The sequence below is a fragment of the Pontibacter sp. E15-1 genome, assembly GCF_022601975.1.
GTDB lineage: Bacteria > Bacteroidota > Bacteroidia > Cytophagales > Hymenobacteraceae > Pontibacter.
On sequence record NZ_JAKVIR010000001.1, the window covers coordinates 125,772 to 142,683 of the forward strand.

The following is a 16,912-nucleotide window of genomic DNA, read 5'->3' on the forward strand; positions in this document are numbered from 1 at the left end:
TATAAGTTGAGCGCTGTAATTCTAACTTACTAAAAATACTTTTGCATTACTGCTGGATGACCAGCCGCACAGTCTGTGCCTGCTGCTTGTCATGGGCTGAAACCACCTACATTCCTTGGCGCATCGCCCACCGGCTGTTTTACTTTTCAACAGGCTTGTAAATCCGAATCCAATCCACTTTAAAGGTATGGTCTTCTTTCTTTGCGAGTTCACTGTCTGTTGGCGTAAAGGTGTCAGACTGTAGCCCCGAAGCCGGGCTTGACCTCCAGGTTTGGTCTTCGGTGTTGATGATGATATCCATTTCCTTGCTTAGGCCCGTGCGCGTGTCTACGCTGGTGTTGCCCGGCTCGGTGGCATTGGTGAAATGCTTTGGGTCTATCATCGCTTTGCCTGATACCGTCCGGACCAAGACCCCGTCGATATAGTACTCCAGGTGCCACGGGTCTTTCCAATACACCCCGTAGCGGTGAAAGTCCTCTCGCCAGGTTGTCCCGTTTTTATACCACGTTCCCGCGTCAAGGGGCTGGTAGTCCTGGAAGGGATTCCGCACAAAAACATGGTGGCTGATGTGAATTTTTTTCTCAAAATAAGAGTGATCTTTCTGCGCACTCTCCGAGTAAGCTGCACCGTAAGCCTCTACAATGTCTATCTCCTGCGTATCGTCGGGGCTCAGCAACCACACATCCGAGGCCAGGGTGGAGTTCATTACCTTGGCGCGCGCCTCTATGTACACAGGGTAAACCACCCTTGATTTGGAGGTGATGCAGCCCAGGTTGATTTTCTCCGAACCAGGCTTTCTGGAAGCGGGCAGCTGCAAATACCCACCGGCTACCAACGAATGGCTTCTATCCCACTCTGTCAGTCCGGGGCCTTTCCAGCCGTTGTGGTAAAAATCATCCCACTTAGCAAAGAAGGTGGTCCCTTTATTGTCTGCCAGTGCCTCGTACTCAAAATCGTCGGACATTTCCTGAAACTGCCATACCTTGTCCGCGCCAGCACTGGCGGGCACCGGAATGGACTTCCAGTCGCTTGCAGCAGTGGGTACTGGATCAGGCGTGTCTGTTGGCGAGGGATTTACAGAACCGCCGTTAGAAGCACAGTTGGAGCATGCAAACAAAACAACAGCGGATAGAACTGTAACGAAGGCTTTTTTTCTCATCATATGGTTTTCCGATAATAGGACCGATAGCTTTGATTAGTGGTTAAGCCACATATAGATAAAATTAGCACTGCACTTGTCCCTGAAGCGCCAGTTTGTGTTTTATCCAAATATGTAGGAAGCATAAGTATACAGGCTGCCTTGATACAAAAAGGCAGCCTGTATGAAAGGCTAAAAGTTGGTTAAGGCCTTAATTCTACTTCTGTTAGCGTGATATCGTCCATGTAAAACTGGAGAGGCTGCGGGTTATTTGGGTTCTCTCCGCGTATCATAAATCGATAGTTACCTGATTTAGGAAACTTAGCAAAGGTGGTACGCAGGAGCTTAATCGTCCCAATGCGCTGCAATCACCTTCTGGATGTGCGGATACTTTTCATCTGTCTCGTTCAGGGCTTCACGCTTTTCCTTCAACTGTGTTTTCAAGTCTGCGATAATGGCCTGGTAGGCTGGGTCGCCATACCGGTTATGGACCTCTTCCGGATCTTTGCTGAGGTCATAAAATTCCCAGGCGGCAGGTGTCTGTTCGATGAGGTATGACTCCTTCTGCCAGGGCATCGAAGGCTTTCCCATAACACGCATGTCGCTTGGCAGGCCATAGTAAAAGATGAGCTTGTACTCTTTTGTCCGGATGCCGAAGTGGGCCGGCACATCGTGGTGCATCAGGTGCATCCAATAGCGGTAATACGTAGCGGTTTGCGTCGATTCTGTTTTCTCTCCTTTGAGCACGGGCAGGAAGCTGTTTCCCTGCATATAGTCAGGCACCTGCCCACCAGCCATTGCCAGCATGGTAGGGGCGAAATCGGTGTTGTTGATGAGCGCCTGCGTGCGGCTACCCGGCTTAACCATGCCGGGGTAATGCACTATAAAAGGCATGCGCATCGACTCGTCATACATCCAGCGCTTGTCCATGTAGTCGTGTTCTCCCAGCATAAAGCCTTGGTCGCCGGTATAGATAATGATGGTGTTTTCCCAAAGTCCGTTCTCTTTGAGGTAGGCAAACAGTCTGCCCAGGTTGTCATCCACGCCCTTCACGCAGCGCAGGTAGCGCTTCAGGTATTCCTGATAAGCCAGGTGCGTGGCCTCCTTTTGATCAGACGACTTGATGTCATACTGCTTGGTGTAACTGCGGTATGGGTGCCGATCCGAAACTGAGGTGCCGATGCGGTGACTCAAGCTGTCGTTCTTGCCTTTCGTGGCCTCAGAGCCAAACTGGGGCTGTCCGTACAGGCTGGCTGGCTCCGGAATCTCTGTGTCTTCCAGGTAGCTGGCGTAGCGGGGGGCAAACTCAAAATCATCGTGCGGCGCTTTGTAATGGTGCATCAGGAAGAAGGGCTGGTCTTTGTCGCGCCTGTTTTTCAGCCAGTCCAGCGTTCTATCGGTGATAATGTCTGTGGAGTGCCCCTGGTAGGTAACCAGGTTATTGGGCCAGGCCCCCTCGTCTTTCTTACGGAAGTCCGGGTTAAAGTATTTCCCTTGTACCGGCAGCACCTCGTAGTAATCAAAGGCGGCTGGCTCATCAACCAAGTGCCACTTGCCGATGATGGCCGTCTGGTATCCAAGCTTCTTCATCTCCATCGGCAGGTACTGCTTTTCAGGGGGCAGGTGCCCGTCCAGATCAAGCACACCGTTGGCCTGGCTGTACTGCCCGGTCATCACACTGGCCCGGCTGGGCGTGCAGATAGAGTTGTTGCAGAACGCCTGCTCAAACACCATCCCCTCCTGGCCCAGCGCGTCCAGTACGGGTGTTGGGTTCAGTGCGGCCAGCCTGCTGCCGTAGATGCCAAAGGCCTGGGTGGTATGGTCATCCGACATGATGTAGAGGATGTTGGGCTTCTGCTGCGTTTCGGTTTCAGCTACCTCTTTCTGCGTTTGGCAGGAAGCAGACACAGCCAGCAGTGCCAGCGGCATGATAAAATTGAAAACCTTCCCTTTGTTGATAGAATTAAAAAACATAGCAAACCCAGACGGGCGTTTAGTTGCGTTTCGGTAACTGTTTTACTTTTTATAAATGTAGGCCACCCAGTCTTCATCCGGGTCTGTGGGCGGGAGGCCAAGGCTTCGCTTACCTCCGCCCCGAAGTGTTTTCACCTTTCCGTTTAGCATTTTGCCGCCTGCGCGCGGGTTATACCACTTCACGGTATAGCTTCCGCCAAACTGCTTCAGGTCGATCGTCGCTTCTCCCCCTGCTTCGAGGTATACCACATAGTGCCCGCCTTCCTGGGCAAAGCAGTAGCCCTTGGCAACAGACACCAGGTCGGGATGGGGCTGCATTGCATCGAGAGGGAGTTTCTGAAAAAAATCCGTAGCGTTGCTGGTCATGCGCCAGATGCGGTCGCGGCTGTGCCAGTCCTCGCAGTTGAGGTCGTTGTGCGGGTACTTATACCCAAAGTAATGCTCAATTCCGGCACCGCCTGCCATCAGGTTCGCCCAAATCACTTGCCGCCGCACGGTATCCTGCTGTCCGACATAGGTATCCGGCAGCACCCCGGTATCGGCAGGCCCGATTTCGTCAATCCACACAACCCACTTTTTACCCGCCTCTGCTGACTGTTTTCGCCAGTCAGCGGTTACCTGATATGCGTCTTTCAGGTGATGGATCTGGAACGAAACGCCATCCAGTTCGCTCTTGTCGCCGAGCAGGGGGGCCATGGTGCGCTCGTGGTCGCTCAACTCGGGCAGGGTATGGATAACCACCGGGTTTTGGTATGGGTCCAGCGCATGCATGTAACTGATCATATCCTTCCGGAGCTTGTCGGTCTGTCCGATGGGCGTCCAGGGGGCGATGCCATTCTCCTCGCCCATGTTCCAGATCAGGCCAGGGTGATGGGCAAAGCGGGCCACAAGTTCTCGGTAGTATAACTTGCGCTGAATCCCGGTCTGGCCGATATCCAGCAGGCACTCGTTTTCCGTTTCCTGGGTCACGACGTGCTTTACCAGGCCCAGCTTGCCCATGTGCGCGAAAACCAGGTCCCACTGGTCCAGTTTACTACAGTCAAAGCGGTAGCGCTCGTGTTCGTCTGTCCAGGGCCATACGTCTTTGCCATCGCCCATTACGTTCATCGTCAGGAAATAAACCGCGTTAATCCCCGTGGAGGAGAGGTAATTCAGCGCCCCGATCAGGTTCTTGCCTTTGCTTTTTTGCCAGGTTGGGTCGCCTTCCCTCCACTCCGAAGCGTGCGGCTCGAAGCGATGCTTTGCCGGTGTCTGGTCAAACTCGTAGTAGCCCAGGAGGTCTTCAGGGCTGTTGGCACCTCCTTTCACAAAGTATTCCCCTGTGCCTGCAAATTGCAGGTAGTGGCTGTCTGTATGCAGGAGCCGTCCTTTGGCCCGAAGGTCTTTCCCCGCCTTGTCTGATTTCGAGATCGCCAGTTTGCCTTTCGCACCGTCCGGTGCCATGGGGCCGCCATCGGAAGGGTTGTCGCTTATGGCTATGTTTTTGCCTTTTCGGAAAGACACCTGATAGGCCCACTCGCCCGGGTGTGGAGGCGCAAACCGGACCTGCCACTTGTTCCCCGACCGCGCTCCTGTCTGCCCTGCATTGCCGTCTGCGGCATAAAAGCCGGGAATCGTGAGCGTTTTGCTCCCATCGCTGAACGTGACTTCCATGCGGTAGTTCAGGAAAGGGTTCAGTGTATCAAACTCACTGGTCTCGGGCCCATCAAATGTGAGTGTGACACAATGCCAGGTCTTGAGTTCGCCCGTGATTTGCTGGGCAGACACCAGCCTACCAGTTAGGAGAAGTAAAACAAGAAGTACGTTTACAGTCTTATACATATAAATCGCTTTTTGTTAGTGAATGTAATATATCCAGAAAAATAAACCCAGGCTTGGGAAAAGGTTTGTGCAAGCCGCAGGTATATAGCCCGGGCGCTGAGTTAAAAGCAGCAGAAAATGGTCCCAAGGCGAGTTGACAAGTAAGCGAATGCCTTGGCAGCGCACTCAAACCTTACGCTGGGTTTACTATTGAGCGTTTCGCCAAAGGTCGCGAGTAAAGCTTATTCGTATTTATTTTTGGCTGATTTACAGACGATTATACTGATATCCAGGGTGATGGTTTACGAAATGCAATCGGCTGGCTGGTGAGTCTGACCCAGATTCTGTTGCACACGCTTTAGCCGCGCTTGTAACCGAGTTACGCCACCGTGGTCAGGAATCGTCCGTCCGTGGAAGCAACAACGGCTACTACATCCGGTAGCTTTATACCCATTTTTTTGAGTACCTAAATCGCCTGAAAAGCCATCGGGCCGTTGATGGCGACAATTCGGTCGAGAGGCACCGTCGCATCCAGAAGTATGTTAGTCTGTTGCACGCAGTTGGCCGATGAGCAATCGCAACATACCTAAAAAGTTTTCTACTCTACACCTTATATATGGTTATTCACTCAATTTATCCCGTTTTAGCAATAACAAAAATGTGCATGTTACAATTAAAGACTAATATTATCGTACATTGTGTTATATAGCCTCCACTCTAAGTTAGTTGGTGGGCACTGTCAATCTCTCCTCATACTGATTAAATTGATTGAAGTGTATGCATGAATTGGGCAAAGTCTTACTGGTTGACGACGACGCGGCACATACGTACTTAAGTGCACGTGCATTGTGCAAGGCAAACGCGATAGAGCAGGTATTTGAAGCGGAAAACGGAAGCAGGGCGCTTGAACTGCTTCTGAGTGAGGCGATGGACCTCATCTTGCTGGATGTGAATATGCCGGTTATGAATGGGTATGAATTTTTAGAGGCCCTTAAAAAGCTTGTGGAAACGACAGGTATTATCCCCCCTACCGTTGTCTTGATGACCACCTCTGAGAAATATGAAGGAAGTGACCGTGTCACCCAGAACCCGATGATAAAGGGGTTGCTAACCAAGCCGCTCACCAATGACCAGATAAACTACCTGGTCAGCTTTGCCGGGGTCGAAAGGCAAGTCTGAAGAGGGTCAATTATTCCTTTAGCCCTTGTGTAAATTAGTGATAAAATAGTTGCCCGACTGAATGCTGCCTACCAGGTCCTGTATGGTTTTGGTACTGAACACCCGGAGCAAATGATCGCGGTAGGCTTTTATGTCGTTGTGCAGCGGGCACGGGTGCTTATCGGAGCATTGTTTCATACCCATCCCGCACTTTTTAAAGTCTTCCAGGCCATCAATTGTACGAATCACCTCCAGTATGCTTATCTCGCTGCCAGGCCGGTGTAGGTAAAAGCCGCCTCCGGGCCCTTTCGCTGACGCGATCATACCCTTCCGCACTAAATCCTGCAGTATCTTGCCCATGAAATGAGTGGGCAATTCCAGATCTTTGGCTATTTCTTTTACCCCTATCCGCTGTCCCTGCCCATTGTTGAGTGCTATATACACGATGGCCCGCAGCGCATATTCTGTTGTTTTTGATAGCATGGCTTCTCATTTCTATACTCCGAACTATTTACGCATACGAAGGTATCATAACTTACCGAGCTGCCGCACTCCTTCCGCTGTAATCCTCTCAGGCGTCCACATCGGCAACCACACTAGCTCTACCTCTACCGCCATGTTCGGATAGCGCTTCAGCAGCAGTTGCTCTACCGCTGTTTTAAGGGTTCCGCTCATTGGGCAGCCCGGAGTGGTCAGCGTCAGCTCAATGTGTAGCGTATTATCTTTCAGGCTTACTTTATAAACAAGCCCAAGATCCACGATATTAATTCCTATTTCCGGGTCAATAACGCATTTGAGTGATTCTAACACATCCGACTCGATATCACCTGTTTGCATTTTCATAGGTAAAGGGTTTTAAGTCATGCGCTTTGTGCACCAGCATTTGAAACACATTGGCCGCGTAAAGCACAGCCGTTACGGTAAAGGCTATGGCACCACCGAGTATAACCTGCTGGTGCCGCAGCAACACCCCCGCCACCAGCAGCACAAAGCCAACCAGGTAACTGATATTCTGCCAGCGCAGCAAGGTATGACTGTACATGTCCTTCGGAAGCGGCGTTTTGCACTTGCCTACATGAGCTTCGTAAACATGCATCCAGACAATGAAGGGCAGCGTTTTAAAGGTTTGTCCCAAGATAAGCGCTGTTATAAAGCCCAGGAAAACAGATATCCCATACACCAGGTACACAGAGGACAAAACTCCCTGCGGCAGCCCCAGATCGATGCTAACCGCAAATACCAGCACCAGCGGCAAAAGCAGTAGTGCCAGCGCCACAAATGTCTGTTTCATCCCTAAGTCCATTTCCTTGCGCTGCATTGTTTTGCGGGCATCGCGGAGATATAGCAGAAAAAACACTGCGCCTACCGTTACGAGGGCTGCGTAAGGTGCCAGCAACCCTGTGCGCAGCACCATGTGATCCAAAATAAAAAGAACCAGCCCCGCATTGATACAGGCATAGGACCACGTCAGTTTTCCGGTGCCGACCGGATGCGCCAGCAGGAACATCGGGATCAGTTTGGCACCAACGCCTATGATCAGCAGCAGGAACCAGCCAGCCATCCCGATGTGGGCGTGAAGCTTAAGGTAGTGCACGTGCTCCTCCGGCAGAAACGGATAGGAGAAGTTCAGCGCCATCAGTAGGCCCACCAACCCCGTTACCAATAGCCATAGGGCAGAGGTAACGATAAAATCTGCCTCTACCGTCCATTTAGGTGCCCGGCGTGCCGTCTGGAACACGTTGATGTTGAACAGCAGAAAGGACAGAAACAAAAGGCAGGCCGCCACATGCATCACCCAGCTTACATCAAAATTCCAGAATGCATAAGCCAGCAGGATGGTACCGGTGCTTAGCAGCGCAAAGGTAAAATGAGCCAGTCGCTCGCTGTATAGTCTGCCCTCCAGCACCACGGGCAGCAACTGGTACAGCGCCCCAAAAATAAGCATCGTGGCCCAGCCTAGCACCGCCACATGCGTGATTGCCAGCAGCTTGGGGTGAAAGTAGTGCCCGCCAAAAGCATCCGTAGAGAAGAGCAGCAGCACGCTGAGCGACAAGAAAGCAAGCGCAGCAAAGGCAAAATGCGGCAACACGACCCATTTCCCCGGTGAGGTGGAGGTAGCGGCAGTGCTCATCGTTAATTTATTTGTGGATCAGTAAGTATACTTCGCCTGGGCCAGCTTCCAGTATGGCTACCGTGAAGCCGCGCTCCTCCAGCTGGGGCAACAGCAACTGCGGCACGCGCCGGTGATTTACGTGCAGGGCCCACCCAGCCGGCAGCTGCTCAAGCTCGCTTAGGATAGTCACCATTGGCTGTGGCATCTGTAAATGGCGTACATCTATGTTTTTCACCCTGTCGCCAAAGCATGTCAGTGCCTCCTCAAAGGTCTGCTCCTGCGCTGTGGTTTCTGTGGCTTTATGCGCTTCACTCCCATCTCCTGCCAGCCAGAAATACGTATGCACCAGGTCCGGGCCCTTTGGTTCTGTGTAACAAGCATAGCCCTTTTTATGGAGTATGGCGATTAGAGGAGCTGGCTCAAACGTGTTGATGAGCAGTAGCGCGTTGCTTCTGTTTAGCGCATCCACCGCGCTCATGATTTTCAGAAAAGGGTCATTGCCTTTGGTAATATCCTCACACACATCCAGGGAAATTATACTTGCCAAGGGCAATTGCGCCAGGAATGCGGGCTTGGGGGCAATAGTCTCTTTCGGCTGCACAGCGGGTGCCTTATTAGTGGTGGTGAAGCCAAGCGGGGCCAGCTTTTCAAAAAAATCCTCTACTCCACAACCGCCAATCCGGGCAGCATCGGCGATGGTTACCCGCGAGGCCAGTATCTTCCGGAGCAAGGGGTTGCGCAGCTTTTCAAAGTTCCTGTTGATGGAGGCGATGGCTTCTACAGCCTCAGGATTTACCTTTATCAGGGCAGATAGTTTAGTGTTTGCTTCTATGTTCATGGCTATACCCTGTTAACTGAATGGGCCCAGAACTCGGGGGTAAAGGTATCGTGCTGCACTGCGTGCCGGTGCTCCAGCAGTTTCCCTGCCGTTTCCAGCTCATTGGAGTTCACCACCGCCTGCAGGTATGGAAAAAGCTGCCGCTCTTCCCAGCGTATATGATTCACCAGGTCCTGCTGCAGCACTTTGAACAGGCCTTTGTTCATTGGGCTGCCCTCAGCAATCAAATCAATCATTGCCTTTAGCAGCCGGTGCTCTTCTTTCAGTTGCAGCTGCATAGGGTCTTCTTTGGGTAACAGTCGGTTCAGCATCCACTCCTCCTCCTCGCAGTGTACCTTCAGAATATTATTCCAGAAGTAATTTACATAGGAGCGCATCACCTGGAGGTCTGCACCGTTCTTTAGCCCCTGGCGCAGCTTCCAGCAGAACAACAAACCAAAATGGTGCTCCCTTGAAAGTGGCACCAGGCTTTTGTCTCTCTTTTGGGGTATAGTGGCCTCGTTCATGATCATGGTTTTTAGGGTCAGGATTGACAGAGTTTAAGGATTCGCAGAAGTTTACCCACAGAGGATACCCCACCCCAGACCCCCTCGGAAGTTTGGGGTGGGGTACCCGCTACAGCGGTAAGGCGCTAACAGTATCTGCCCGCGCTGCGGAATCTGTAAAACACTCCACAGACTCTGACAATCAATTTGACTTCAATGTTTCTTTCTCCAGCTCCAGTGCTTTGGGAAACAGGATGTTGTTTTCCAGGTGGATGTGGCGGTGCAGATCCTCCTCAAATTCCTGCAGCTTCTTGAAGGCAACGGTATAGGTAGCGCAGGCATCAGGCGGCAGCGTGTAGTTGTTTGTCTTCTCACGGATGGCCTCCAGCTCCTTCCCGGCTTGCTCGTGCTCCATCTCCATCATGTTAATCGGGTTTTGAATCGTGCCGAATGCCGGTTCATCTAATAGTATACCCTGCTTCTTCGCCTCATCCAGTTGCTTGATGTATGGGAACAACACGCGCTCCTCTTTCGGCATGTGCGCTTCCAGTTCGTTGGCCACATTCACGAAATGCCTGGCTACCTCCAACAATTCCGGGTGGCTCTTGCCGTGCACGCTGGCGATTTTGGTGGTGTACTCATACAGTGCCGGGATAGCCTCCCGCACATAGGTATGGTGCATGTTCACGATGTAGTCCGCCAGGAAGGACGGCTGCCAGTTGGCGTAGTCGGTTTCCCGTGCATTGGCTGTCGTGGTGGTGGAGGTGGTGTTCAGTTCATTCTCCAGCGCCTCTTTATCGACGCCCTTTTCCTCACAGGCCTGTGCCACGGTTTTTTTGCCACCGCAGCAGAAGTCAATGCCGTACTTCTTAAACACCTGCGCCTTCCGAAAATCACTGGCCACCAGCTCGCCAATTGTCTCGCCGTCAGCCTGGATAAGTTTGGTAATCTTCACCTCCCATACCTCTGGGCCCTGCGCCAGGTACTCCCACTTAAACGTGCTGCCGCGCTCGCCCAGCAGCTGGTAGTACAGTGGTTTCGGGTCGTGGTCGTTGTGGATGATAAAAGCTGCGCCGCCTTGCAGGCGATCAAACATCTCGAAAATAGTCGGGTGCTTCAGGCGTGGCTCTATGATGGTCACATCCAGTGTTTCTATGTTTTGTGTTGCCTCCATAAGGATTAAATTTTGATGTGTCATGGATATATTAACACTGTAAATGTATGGAACAGCCAGCAGAATAAAAGAGTGAAAAGTCTTTTATTAAGATGATCTTCATCATTCTTCTATGCAGGATTTGCAGACAGCTTCACCTCCTGTTATTCCATCTCGCCATACCAAAGCACTTCTACTCTATCAAAGTAAAAGCCCTCTCTCTCCTAAAGATTTGTCCTCCCACAGGCTATTTTCATTTAAACTTTTTGCAGCGGAGGGTTTAGCTTAGGGCCACACCCAACAAGGGGGCGACTCCTCCCACGCACCTGCGCAGCAAAAAAGAGCAGGATGCCGAGTGGCAAAAACACACTCATTCCCAAAAGTAGCTGGTGGTAATACTGTATCGCACCCCACCCTATCCAGAAGAGGACACCCTGCAAAAAGAGCAGTGCTTCTGTGCCGATAAAGGCAAGCACAAACAGTCCCATCCCCCACTTGCTCATGCTGTATCGGAAGCTTAGCCACCCCTGCTGCGCAAAGAAAGTAACTATAAAAAAACTGATAAAACCGATGAGCACCAGGTGCAGATAGCCTATGATAAAGAAGCGAAGCCGGAACGCTAAATCAGCCATGTAGGGGAAAGCGGTAGCCAGTTGCATGACGGTCTTCAGCGAAAAAGCAAGTGCCGCAAGTATAGCCAATCCGCGGGTCGACCGGGCAAACAGAGCGCTGACCTGATTATAGACGGGCAAAAGCATCAGCAGTAAAACGCCCCATGCCAGCACCTGCGCAAAAGCAGCGGTGCCCCCCGCTATGTAGACAATAGCATTTGGCTTCGTCCAGAGAACCGACAGCAGGTAAGCTGGCAGGCAGGCCCAGAACATGAGCCGGAAAATGAGCTTGCCGGATTTCCTGCTGAAGGAAATCCGGTAGTGCTCCAAGAGCCAGAAAAGCAGGCCCAGCACAGCAAACGTAAACCAACCATTGTAGAGAAAATGCAGGTAAAAATAGATCGTGTTGAAGTAAGCTACACTACCGCTATACCCCAACGCCATGATCGGTCCCATCGCCCATGGCCCCAAGGAAGATAGCGCCAGGAAGAAGAGCGCCGCTTTTACAAAAAGCAGGGAAAACCGGTGCCTGCCCTTGCTTAGCCTTGCCTTCTGGGTATCCTTTAGAAATCGGTAAATAAACCAGTAACTCAGCAGAATGTGGGCTGTGGAGAAAGTAATAGAAACTGCTCCATACCCTTGCACCGGAAAGCTGAGCAGCATCCCCAACACCGCCCCCTGCGACAGCCAGAACTGCCAGGTATACGTCTCCTTATCGGCCAGCTCTGCCGGTAAGAAAGCTGTAAGTAGCGCGATAAACATGGCCGAATAAAGCCAGCCGAGCAAAGCCACGTGTGAGTGGGCGTGCAGCAGGAACTTAAAGTTCAGGTCTGCAACGGGCGCCACAAATATCCACCGCAGCAACAGGCCCAGAAAGGCAACCACTACTAAGTTTAGTAGTGCCACCAGCAGCCAGGTTCTTTTTGCGTATAGGTTCACGTTCTACGTGTGTACTGTTTCAGGTAGTGGCTTCCGCCTTCACTCCTTTAGCGGCCAAAGTTTCCTGCACTAGTTTCAGCAGATCTTGCTGCAGGCTTTGGCTGCGGTCTTTTGCGTACCAAAGCTGTACCTGCTGTACAAGGGTATCATGGTCAGCGGCTGGGTTACTGGCTTTATATTGCAGCACCTTCTCCTGAATAGCAACCGGACACGGGCCCCATGTAAAGACCCGCTCACCGGTCTCCCCATCCACACAAATGAGCTTGGGAATTGAGCGGCTACCGTTCGTCAGGCAAGTGTTCATGAGGGCGGGGTTCTCGTCGCGCAGCAACACGGTCAGCGCAACGGAAGGGGCTTCTGCGGCGATACCCGCAATAGCCGGAAGCAACTGCGCCCCGTCCCCGCACCAGGCTTCCACCAGCACGAGCCAGCTCCAGTTAGGCTGGTGCTGCTGTAGTAGGCTTCCTAGCGTGGGCAAGAGAGAGAACTGCTTTTCCACCCGCTTCATGCGTTGCTGGTTAAGTTTTGTAAATGCTATTTTCTGTTTTGTCTGCTCGTTGCCCGTTGTTGACTGGTTACCTGTCAACTCTTCTGTCAGGGTTTTGTAAGCTTTATAGGTGAGCGGGTTCACCAGTTCCAGGGGTAGTGTATACTGCATATCAATCACTTTTGCTTGTCTGTACAAGTGTACTGATACTAAAGCAGGTATAAAATGACTTACATCACTTCCGCCCCTCTTCTGTTGCGGGTATAACAGGGGATATCAAAACTACTGCTATCAGCAATTATGAAAAGCGCGCAGGCAACTTTTCCTGCGCGCTCGCAGCGCACCAAAACACTTAACTCAATTCTGCCGCGGCAGGCACGCTACTCACAAATCTCTCCTTGAGAAGATCCTTCTTGAACTCAGCACCGGCACCAGTATCCATACCAGAAGCAGACCGAAGGCCAGCCCGATTCCCCACAAGCTGCCAAGTATACTTTTGTACAGTGCCCCGGTATACCCCATCAACGCAGAGACATCCAGGTGCAGCAGCACGATGATTCTTCCCAAGTCGACCGGGTTAAACGCTGTAAGGGCAAGAGTGGCATGCTCCAGCGGGTAATCGCTGAATGAGTAAAGTATGAACAGCACAATCCCATCATAAATCAAGGCGAAATAGAACCACAGCAGCAGCGCAATACCAATGCCTTTGGCTTTATCGCGGGTTATAACTGAGGCCAGAAAAGCCAGCGCCACGAAAATGAACGTGATAAAAACGCCTGTCAGCACCAGGTATAAGCCTGTTATACTTGCACCAAATAGCATTACCGGCAGGCCCACCCCAAGTATAAATGCCCCGGAAAGGGAACAGGACACACCCAGGTATTCGCTCATAAAGATCTTGCTGCGGTTGATCGGTTGCGCAACCAGCAGCTCCATGAACTCATAGGAGTTGTAAAAATGGGTGGTCGCAAACACAATGCTGATCAAGGGCACCGTGAGCAGCACCAGGTTTAACAGGCTAAGTATACCTTTATCCGGGCTGCCGCCCAGGTTAAATAACCCGACAGAAAGCAACAGCAGAAACAGGGTATAAGCCAGCACAATTTTGTTCCGGACGATATCGTAGAAAACGTATTTAATGATCTTGTTCATGGCTAGTCCTGCTCGTTCATGATTTTAGCAATAGCGCGGCTCAGGCGCTCTTCGTTGGCTTGGGCTTTGATGCCGGCAATGGTCTCGTGAAACTTGAGCTGACCGTCCATCAAACACAAAACCTCATCGGCCACTTCCTCTATCTCACTCATAATGTGGGAGGTGATCATGATCAGTTTGCCGCTCCTTTTCTCTTTCAGTATCTTGCACTTCAGGATCTCAGCCGAGACCGGGTCCAGGCCGGCAGTAGGCTCGTCAAGTATAAGTATCTGCGGGTTAAACATGAAAGCCAGCGCGGCACTTACTTTCTGCTTGGTACCACCAGACAAAGCGCCCATTCGTTTCTCGTATATCGCCTCCAGACCATACAGCCCAATCAGCTCCTCATCGATCTGCTTTACATCTTTCCGGATGTCGCGGATCATGCCGATCACCTGGCGTATCTTCATGTTCTCGGGGTAGCGGCCAATTTGTGGCATATACCCTATCTTACTGCGGTAAGCATGTTTTTTCAGCACACTTTCTCCATCTATTTTAATGTCGCCGCCATCCGGTAATACCATACCAAGTATACACTTGCTCATAGTAGTCTTGCCCGACGCATTCGGACCGATAATGGATATTGCCCGGCCTGCCTCGAAGCTTGCGCTCACATTTTTCAGCACCTGCAGTTTACCGTAGGACTTGCGTAAGTTTTCTATCGCTATCATAGTCTAATCTCCTCATCATGGGATGTTCATCAATAATATCCTCCGGTATGAAGCTCGGCAGCACTTTCTCAATGTTGTCCATCAGGTCTACCATAAAACTGCGCATAAACATCACCGAGGGCGGCACTTTCTCCACCAGCATCGAGTATAAACTCACCGGGCGGTAAGGCACGTCGCCCACCTTATCTTTATCCAGGTCATAGCCGCTGTACTTGTCCCAGTAGTTGTTCTCGAACTTGTTTAGGGCGGAGTTCCCGTTGGTGCTCACATCAAAAGAGTTGCCGGTAAAGTTGTTGTTCCTGAACGTGTCGTCCGTGCAACTGCTCAGCAGCCTTACGGCCCATCCGTTTCGGTCGAATGTGTTGCGCTGAATGTCCAGGCGGCTGGAGCTTTCCATATACATGCCTGCTGTGTTGCGGCGGAAAGTGTTGTTATAGATCACGCTGTTGGTAATCTCCTTCAGCAACAGGCCGTAGGCAGCGGCACCCCAGTTATCTTCAAACCTATTGTATTCCATCCGGATGTTTCGGGTATACATCACTGCCACACCGGCACCATTCTTCCGGAAGGTGTTATAGGTATACACATTGCCATCCGAGAACATGAAGTGCAGCCCGTAGCGCAGGTTATGCTGGCTCAGGTTATTTTTGATCCGGCTGTCTTTCACGAACTCCAGATAAATGCCATCGCGGTGCCCCTCTACCCTATTGTTTCGGATAATGGAGTTGTCGCAGTACCACAGGTGTATGGCATTGCCAAGCGACGACTCGTTCACGCCTTTCACATCCTTACCAATTACCGTGTTTCCTTCTATCAGGCAGTGGTCAGAATTCTGTAGATAAATGCCAAAGTAAGTATTCAGGATGGTGTTGTTTAAGATCCGGGCGTTGCTGCGCTCAATCACACGGATGGCGGCATCATCACGGGTATAGCTTGTCTCAATGTTTTTAAAGGTTAGGCCCTGTATCGTTACATTGTCAGCTGTAACGGTCAGTATCTGGCCTTTATAGTTTCCGTCGATCACCGGGTTGTTCTGCCCGATGAGCACAAGCGGCTTGTTGATCTCGATTCCAAACTCCTTGTATACACCATCATTAATCACTACCGTGTCGCCAGGTCTGGCTTTTTTCACGGCTTGTTTTACGGAAGTATAAGTGCATGTTTTGCACACCTTCAGCGTGCTGCCAAAGGCAGTTGTAACCCACAGGAGCAACACTAAAGTGGCAAGTAAATTTACGATAAGCTTATTCTGGTCTTTCATTGTTCTGAACGGCTTTAACTGCCTCATCCCAGCTTAATAGCCGACCGCCCTGCTCCTGCTGTATCTTAGAAGCGACAGCCTTGTCGGCAACAGCTGTCATGTACATACCCATTGGGCTAGGCAGTGCTTTGCTTTGTAAAAAATGCGCGCTGCGCGCATCGATCAATTCATTTGGCTGGGTATAATCCGTAACCAGTAAAAAGGCTGCTTTCCCGGCCAGTTCCGGCTGCTCGATTACGTAAGCCATCAGGCACTCCGAAGAGTCAAAGAAAAAGGGCTTTCCCTTGTCGTTCACAAGTTCGGCTCCGTAGCGGTTATCGGCCACCGTCATGTTACAGTGGGCGCAGTTGGCGGCACCGTAGGCAATTGGTTTTGGCTCGACCTGGCAACCACCCATCAGGGCAATTACCAGCATCAGGCCAAAGAGGTAAGCTAATGTTTTCATACCAGTGCACGTTTTGTACTTGCTTCTTGCTCTTTTGCGGCTTCTCTCCTGCCAAGGAAGTATACCAGCAACGAAATCGCTATTCCCAGGAAAATGCCCAGGCTACCCCATGCAGGTAAAGAAAGCGCTTCAAAATTCAACAGCATCTTACTGCCAAGCAGGGGCGGAATATAGGTCATGCCGGGCACTTTAATGGCAGCCTGCGGGTCTAAGTTGGTGCCGAACTCCACCAGCCAAAGGTAAAAGTCAAGTATACCTGCTGCACCGGCTATCATGAGCAGGACACTCCACCCTAGCACCAGCTTTCTTTTACCCAGCAAACCTACCATCACCCCGGCCGCCATAAAGAAGATCACGATGTAAGGCATGTACTGCAGCTCGGCAAAAGAATCGGCATGAATCGGTTTCATACCAATGTAATGGTTCAGGATGTTAAAGTTTTGAAGAACATGGTCAGAGCTGCCCCCTAGTTTATTCACCCAGATGTGCAGTTCAAGTCCTTCAGGGTATTGCGGGGCTTTCAGGTAGATCTTCCACATCGGGAACATAAACAGCAAGCCCAGAGATAATGCTGCCATAATCATCAGCACTCTGTTGTAAGCTTTCATCCTGGTAAGGGTTAAGGTGAAAAGAATCAATCAGAGGAGG

17 protein-coding genes are annotated in these 16,912 nt (G+C 51.2%); 1 reads left to right on the plus strand and 16 read right to left on the minus strand.

What is annotated here, in order from left to right; all coding sequences use genetic code 11:
* Positions 1-139: 139 nt before the first annotated feature.
* The 3 genes from MKJ04_RS00470 to MKJ04_RS00480 all read right to left on the minus strand — a co-directional run bounded on the left by MKJ04_RS00470 (position 140) and on the right by MKJ04_RS00480 (position 4,933).
* Entirely contained in the window at positions 140-1,162 is a 1,023-nt protein-coding gene (locus MKJ04_RS00470) for a family 16 glycosylhydrolase (protein ID WP_241638227.1), read from the minus strand.
* Positions 1,163-1,483: 321 nt separating this feature from the next.
* Positions 1,484-3,112 (minus strand): sulfatase, encoded by a 1,629-nt coding sequence (locus tag MKJ04_RS00475; RefSeq protein WP_241638228.1) that lies wholly within the window; start codon positions 3,110-3,112, stop codon positions 1,484-1,486.
* A gap of 42 nt (positions 3,113-3,154) precedes the next feature.
* Entirely contained in the window at positions 3,155-4,933 is a 1,779-nt protein-coding gene (locus tag MKJ04_RS00480; protein ID WP_241638230.1) for a DUF5060 domain-containing protein, read from the minus strand.
* Between the two features lie 756 nt (positions 4,934-5,689).
* Here MKJ04_RS00480 and MKJ04_RS00485 point away from each other — a divergent pair.
* Positions 5,690-6,091: a response regulator gene (locus tag MKJ04_RS00485; protein ID WP_241638232.1), complete on the plus strand. Its 402-nt coding sequence runs from the start codon at positions 5,690-5,692 to the stop codon at positions 6,089-6,091.
* Positions 6,092-6,109: 18 nt separating this feature from the next.
* On the opposite strand, the gene MKJ04_RS00490 is transcribed toward MKJ04_RS00485, so the two are convergent.
* The 13 genes from MKJ04_RS00490 to MKJ04_RS00550 form a co-directional block, all read right to left on the minus strand.
* Complete coding sequence (locus tag MKJ04_RS00490; RefSeq protein WP_241638234.1) at positions 6,110-6,553, minus strand: RrF2 family transcriptional regulator; 444 nt, start codon at positions 6,551-6,553, stop codon at positions 6,110-6,112.
* 45 nt (positions 6,554-6,598) lie between these two features.
* Entirely contained in the window at positions 6,599-6,913 is a 315-nt protein-coding gene (locus MKJ04_RS00495; protein WP_241638236.1) for a metal-sulfur cluster assembly factor, read from the minus strand.
* On the minus strand, positions 6,894-8,201 hold the full coding sequence (locus MKJ04_RS00500) for a hypothetical protein (protein ID WP_241638238.1): 1,308 nt from the start codon (positions 8,199-8,201) through the stop codon (positions 6,894-6,896). Before MKJ04_RS00500 ends, MKJ04_RS00495 begins: the two co-directional genes overlap by 20 nt.
* A 7-nt stretch (positions 8,202-8,208) precedes the next feature.
* Positions 8,209-9,021, minus strand: a complete 813-nt coding sequence (locus MKJ04_RS00505; protein WP_241638239.1) for a DUF2249 domain-containing protein — start codon at positions 9,019-9,021, stop codon at positions 8,209-8,211.
* A 2-nt stretch (positions 9,022-9,023) separates the two neighbouring features.
* Positions 9,024-9,533: a hemerythrin domain-containing protein gene (locus tag MKJ04_RS00510; RefSeq protein WP_241638241.1), complete on the minus strand. Its 510-nt coding sequence runs from the start codon at positions 9,531-9,533 to the stop codon at positions 9,024-9,026.
* 175 nt (positions 9,534-9,708) lie between these two features.
* Positions 9,709-10,680: an iron-sulfur cluster repair di-iron protein gene (ric, locus tag MKJ04_RS00515; protein WP_241638243.1), complete on the minus strand. Its 972-nt coding sequence runs from the start codon at positions 10,678-10,680 to the stop codon at positions 9,709-9,711.
* Between the two features lie 236 nt (positions 10,681-10,916).
* Complete coding sequence (locus MKJ04_RS00520; RefSeq protein ID WP_241638245.1) at positions 10,917-12,209, minus strand: hypothetical protein; 1,293 nt, start codon at positions 12,207-12,209, stop codon at positions 10,917-10,919.
* A gap of 19 nt (positions 12,210-12,228) precedes the next feature.
* The gene (locus MKJ04_RS00525; RefSeq protein ID WP_241638247.1) at positions 12,229-12,867 is read right to left on the minus strand and encodes a thioredoxin family protein; all 639 of its coding nucleotides are present in this window, start codon (positions 12,865-12,867) and stop codon (positions 12,229-12,231) included.
* A gap of 213 nt (positions 12,868-13,080) precedes the next feature.
* Positions 13,081-13,848, minus strand: a complete 768-nt coding sequence (locus MKJ04_RS00530) for an ABC transporter permease subunit (protein WP_241638249.1) — start codon at positions 13,846-13,848, stop codon at positions 13,081-13,083.
* Positions 13,849-13,850: 2 nt separating this feature from the next.
* Positions 13,851-14,558, minus strand: coding sequence for an ABC transporter ATP-binding protein (locus MKJ04_RS00535; RefSeq protein WP_241638250.1), 708 nt, complete (start codon positions 14,556-14,558; stop codon positions 13,851-13,853).
* Complete coding sequence (locus tag MKJ04_RS00540) at positions 14,521-15,819, minus strand: nitrous oxide reductase family maturation protein NosD (protein WP_241638252.1); 1,299 nt, start codon at positions 15,817-15,819, stop codon at positions 14,521-14,523. Before MKJ04_RS00540 ends, MKJ04_RS00535 begins: the two co-directional genes overlap by 38 nt.
* Positions 15,803-16,264 carry a nitrous oxide reductase accessory protein NosL gene (locus MKJ04_RS00545; protein ID WP_241638254.1) on the minus strand — a complete coding sequence of 154 codons (462 nt, stop codon included), beginning with the start codon at positions 16,262-16,264 and terminating at the stop codon, positions 15,803-15,805. Before MKJ04_RS00545 ends, MKJ04_RS00540 begins: the two co-directional genes overlap by 17 nt.
* Positions 16,261-16,872: a hypothetical protein gene (locus MKJ04_RS00550; protein ID WP_241638255.1), complete on the minus strand. Its 612-nt coding sequence runs from the start codon at positions 16,870-16,872 to the stop codon at positions 16,261-16,263. The genes MKJ04_RS00545 and MKJ04_RS00550 overlap by 4 nt, the downstream gene beginning before the upstream one ends.
* Positions 16,873-16,912: the final 40 nt, after the last annotated feature.

Bases quoted from the DNA above. Each gene is read 5' to 3' on its own strand.
- MKJ04_RS00525 (WP_241638247.1), bottom strand. From the start codon at position 12,867: ATGCAGTATACACTACCCCTGGAACTGGTGAACCCGCTCACCTATAAA.
- MKJ04_RS00470 (WP_241638227.1), bottom strand. From the start codon at position 1,162: ATGATGAGAAAAAAAGCCTTCGTTACAGTTCTATCCGCTGTTGTTTTG.
- MKJ04_RS00545 (WP_241638254.1), bottom strand. From the start codon at position 16,264: ATGAAAACATTAGCTTACCTCTTTGGCCTGATGCTGGTAATTGCCCTG.
- MKJ04_RS00550 (WP_241638255.1), bottom strand. From the start codon at position 16,872: ATGAAAGCTTACAACAGAGTGCTGATGATTATGGCAGCATTATCTCTG.
- ric (WP_241638243.1), bottom strand. From the start codon at position 10,680: ATGGAGGCAACACAAAACATAGAAACACTGGATGTGACCATCATAGAG.
- MKJ04_RS00485 (WP_241638232.1), top strand. From the start codon at position 5,690: ATGCATGAATTGGGCAAAGTCTTACTGGTTGACGACGACGCGGCACAT.
- MKJ04_RS00510 (WP_241638241.1), bottom strand. From the start codon at position 9,533: ATGATCATGAACGAGGCCACTATACCCCAAAAGAGAGACAAAAGCCTG.
- MKJ04_RS00500 (WP_241638238.1), bottom strand. From the start codon at position 8,201: ATGAGCACTGCCGCTACCTCCACCTCACCGGGGAAATGGGTCGTGTTG.
- MKJ04_RS00490 (WP_241638234.1), bottom strand. From the start codon at position 6,553: ATGCTATCAAAAACAACAGAATATGCGCTGCGGGCCATCGTGTATATA.
- MKJ04_RS00475 (WP_241638228.1), bottom strand. From the start codon at position 3,112: ATGTTTTTTAATTCTATCAACAAAGGGAAGGTTTTCAATTTTATCATG.
- MKJ04_RS00495 (WP_241638236.1), bottom strand. From the start codon at position 6,913: ATGAAAATGCAAACAGGTGATATCGAGTCGGATGTGTTAGAATCACTC.
- MKJ04_RS00505 (WP_241638239.1), bottom strand. From the start codon at position 9,021: ATGAACATAGAAGCAAACACTAAACTATCTGCCCTGATAAAGGTAAAT.
- MKJ04_RS00480 (WP_241638230.1), bottom strand. From the start codon at position 4,933: ATGTATAAGACTGTAAACGTACTTCTTGTTTTACTTCTCCTAACTGGT.
- MKJ04_RS00530 (WP_241638249.1), bottom strand. From the start codon at position 13,848: ATGAACAAGATCATTAAATACGTTTTCTACGATATCGTCCGGAACAAA.
- MKJ04_RS00535 (WP_241638250.1), bottom strand. From the start codon at position 14,558: ATGATAGCGATAGAAAACTTACGCAAGTCCTACGGTAAACTGCAGGTG.
- MKJ04_RS00540 (WP_241638252.1), bottom strand. From the start codon at position 15,819: ATGAAAGACCAGAATAAGCTTATCGTAAATTTACTTGCCACTTTAGTG.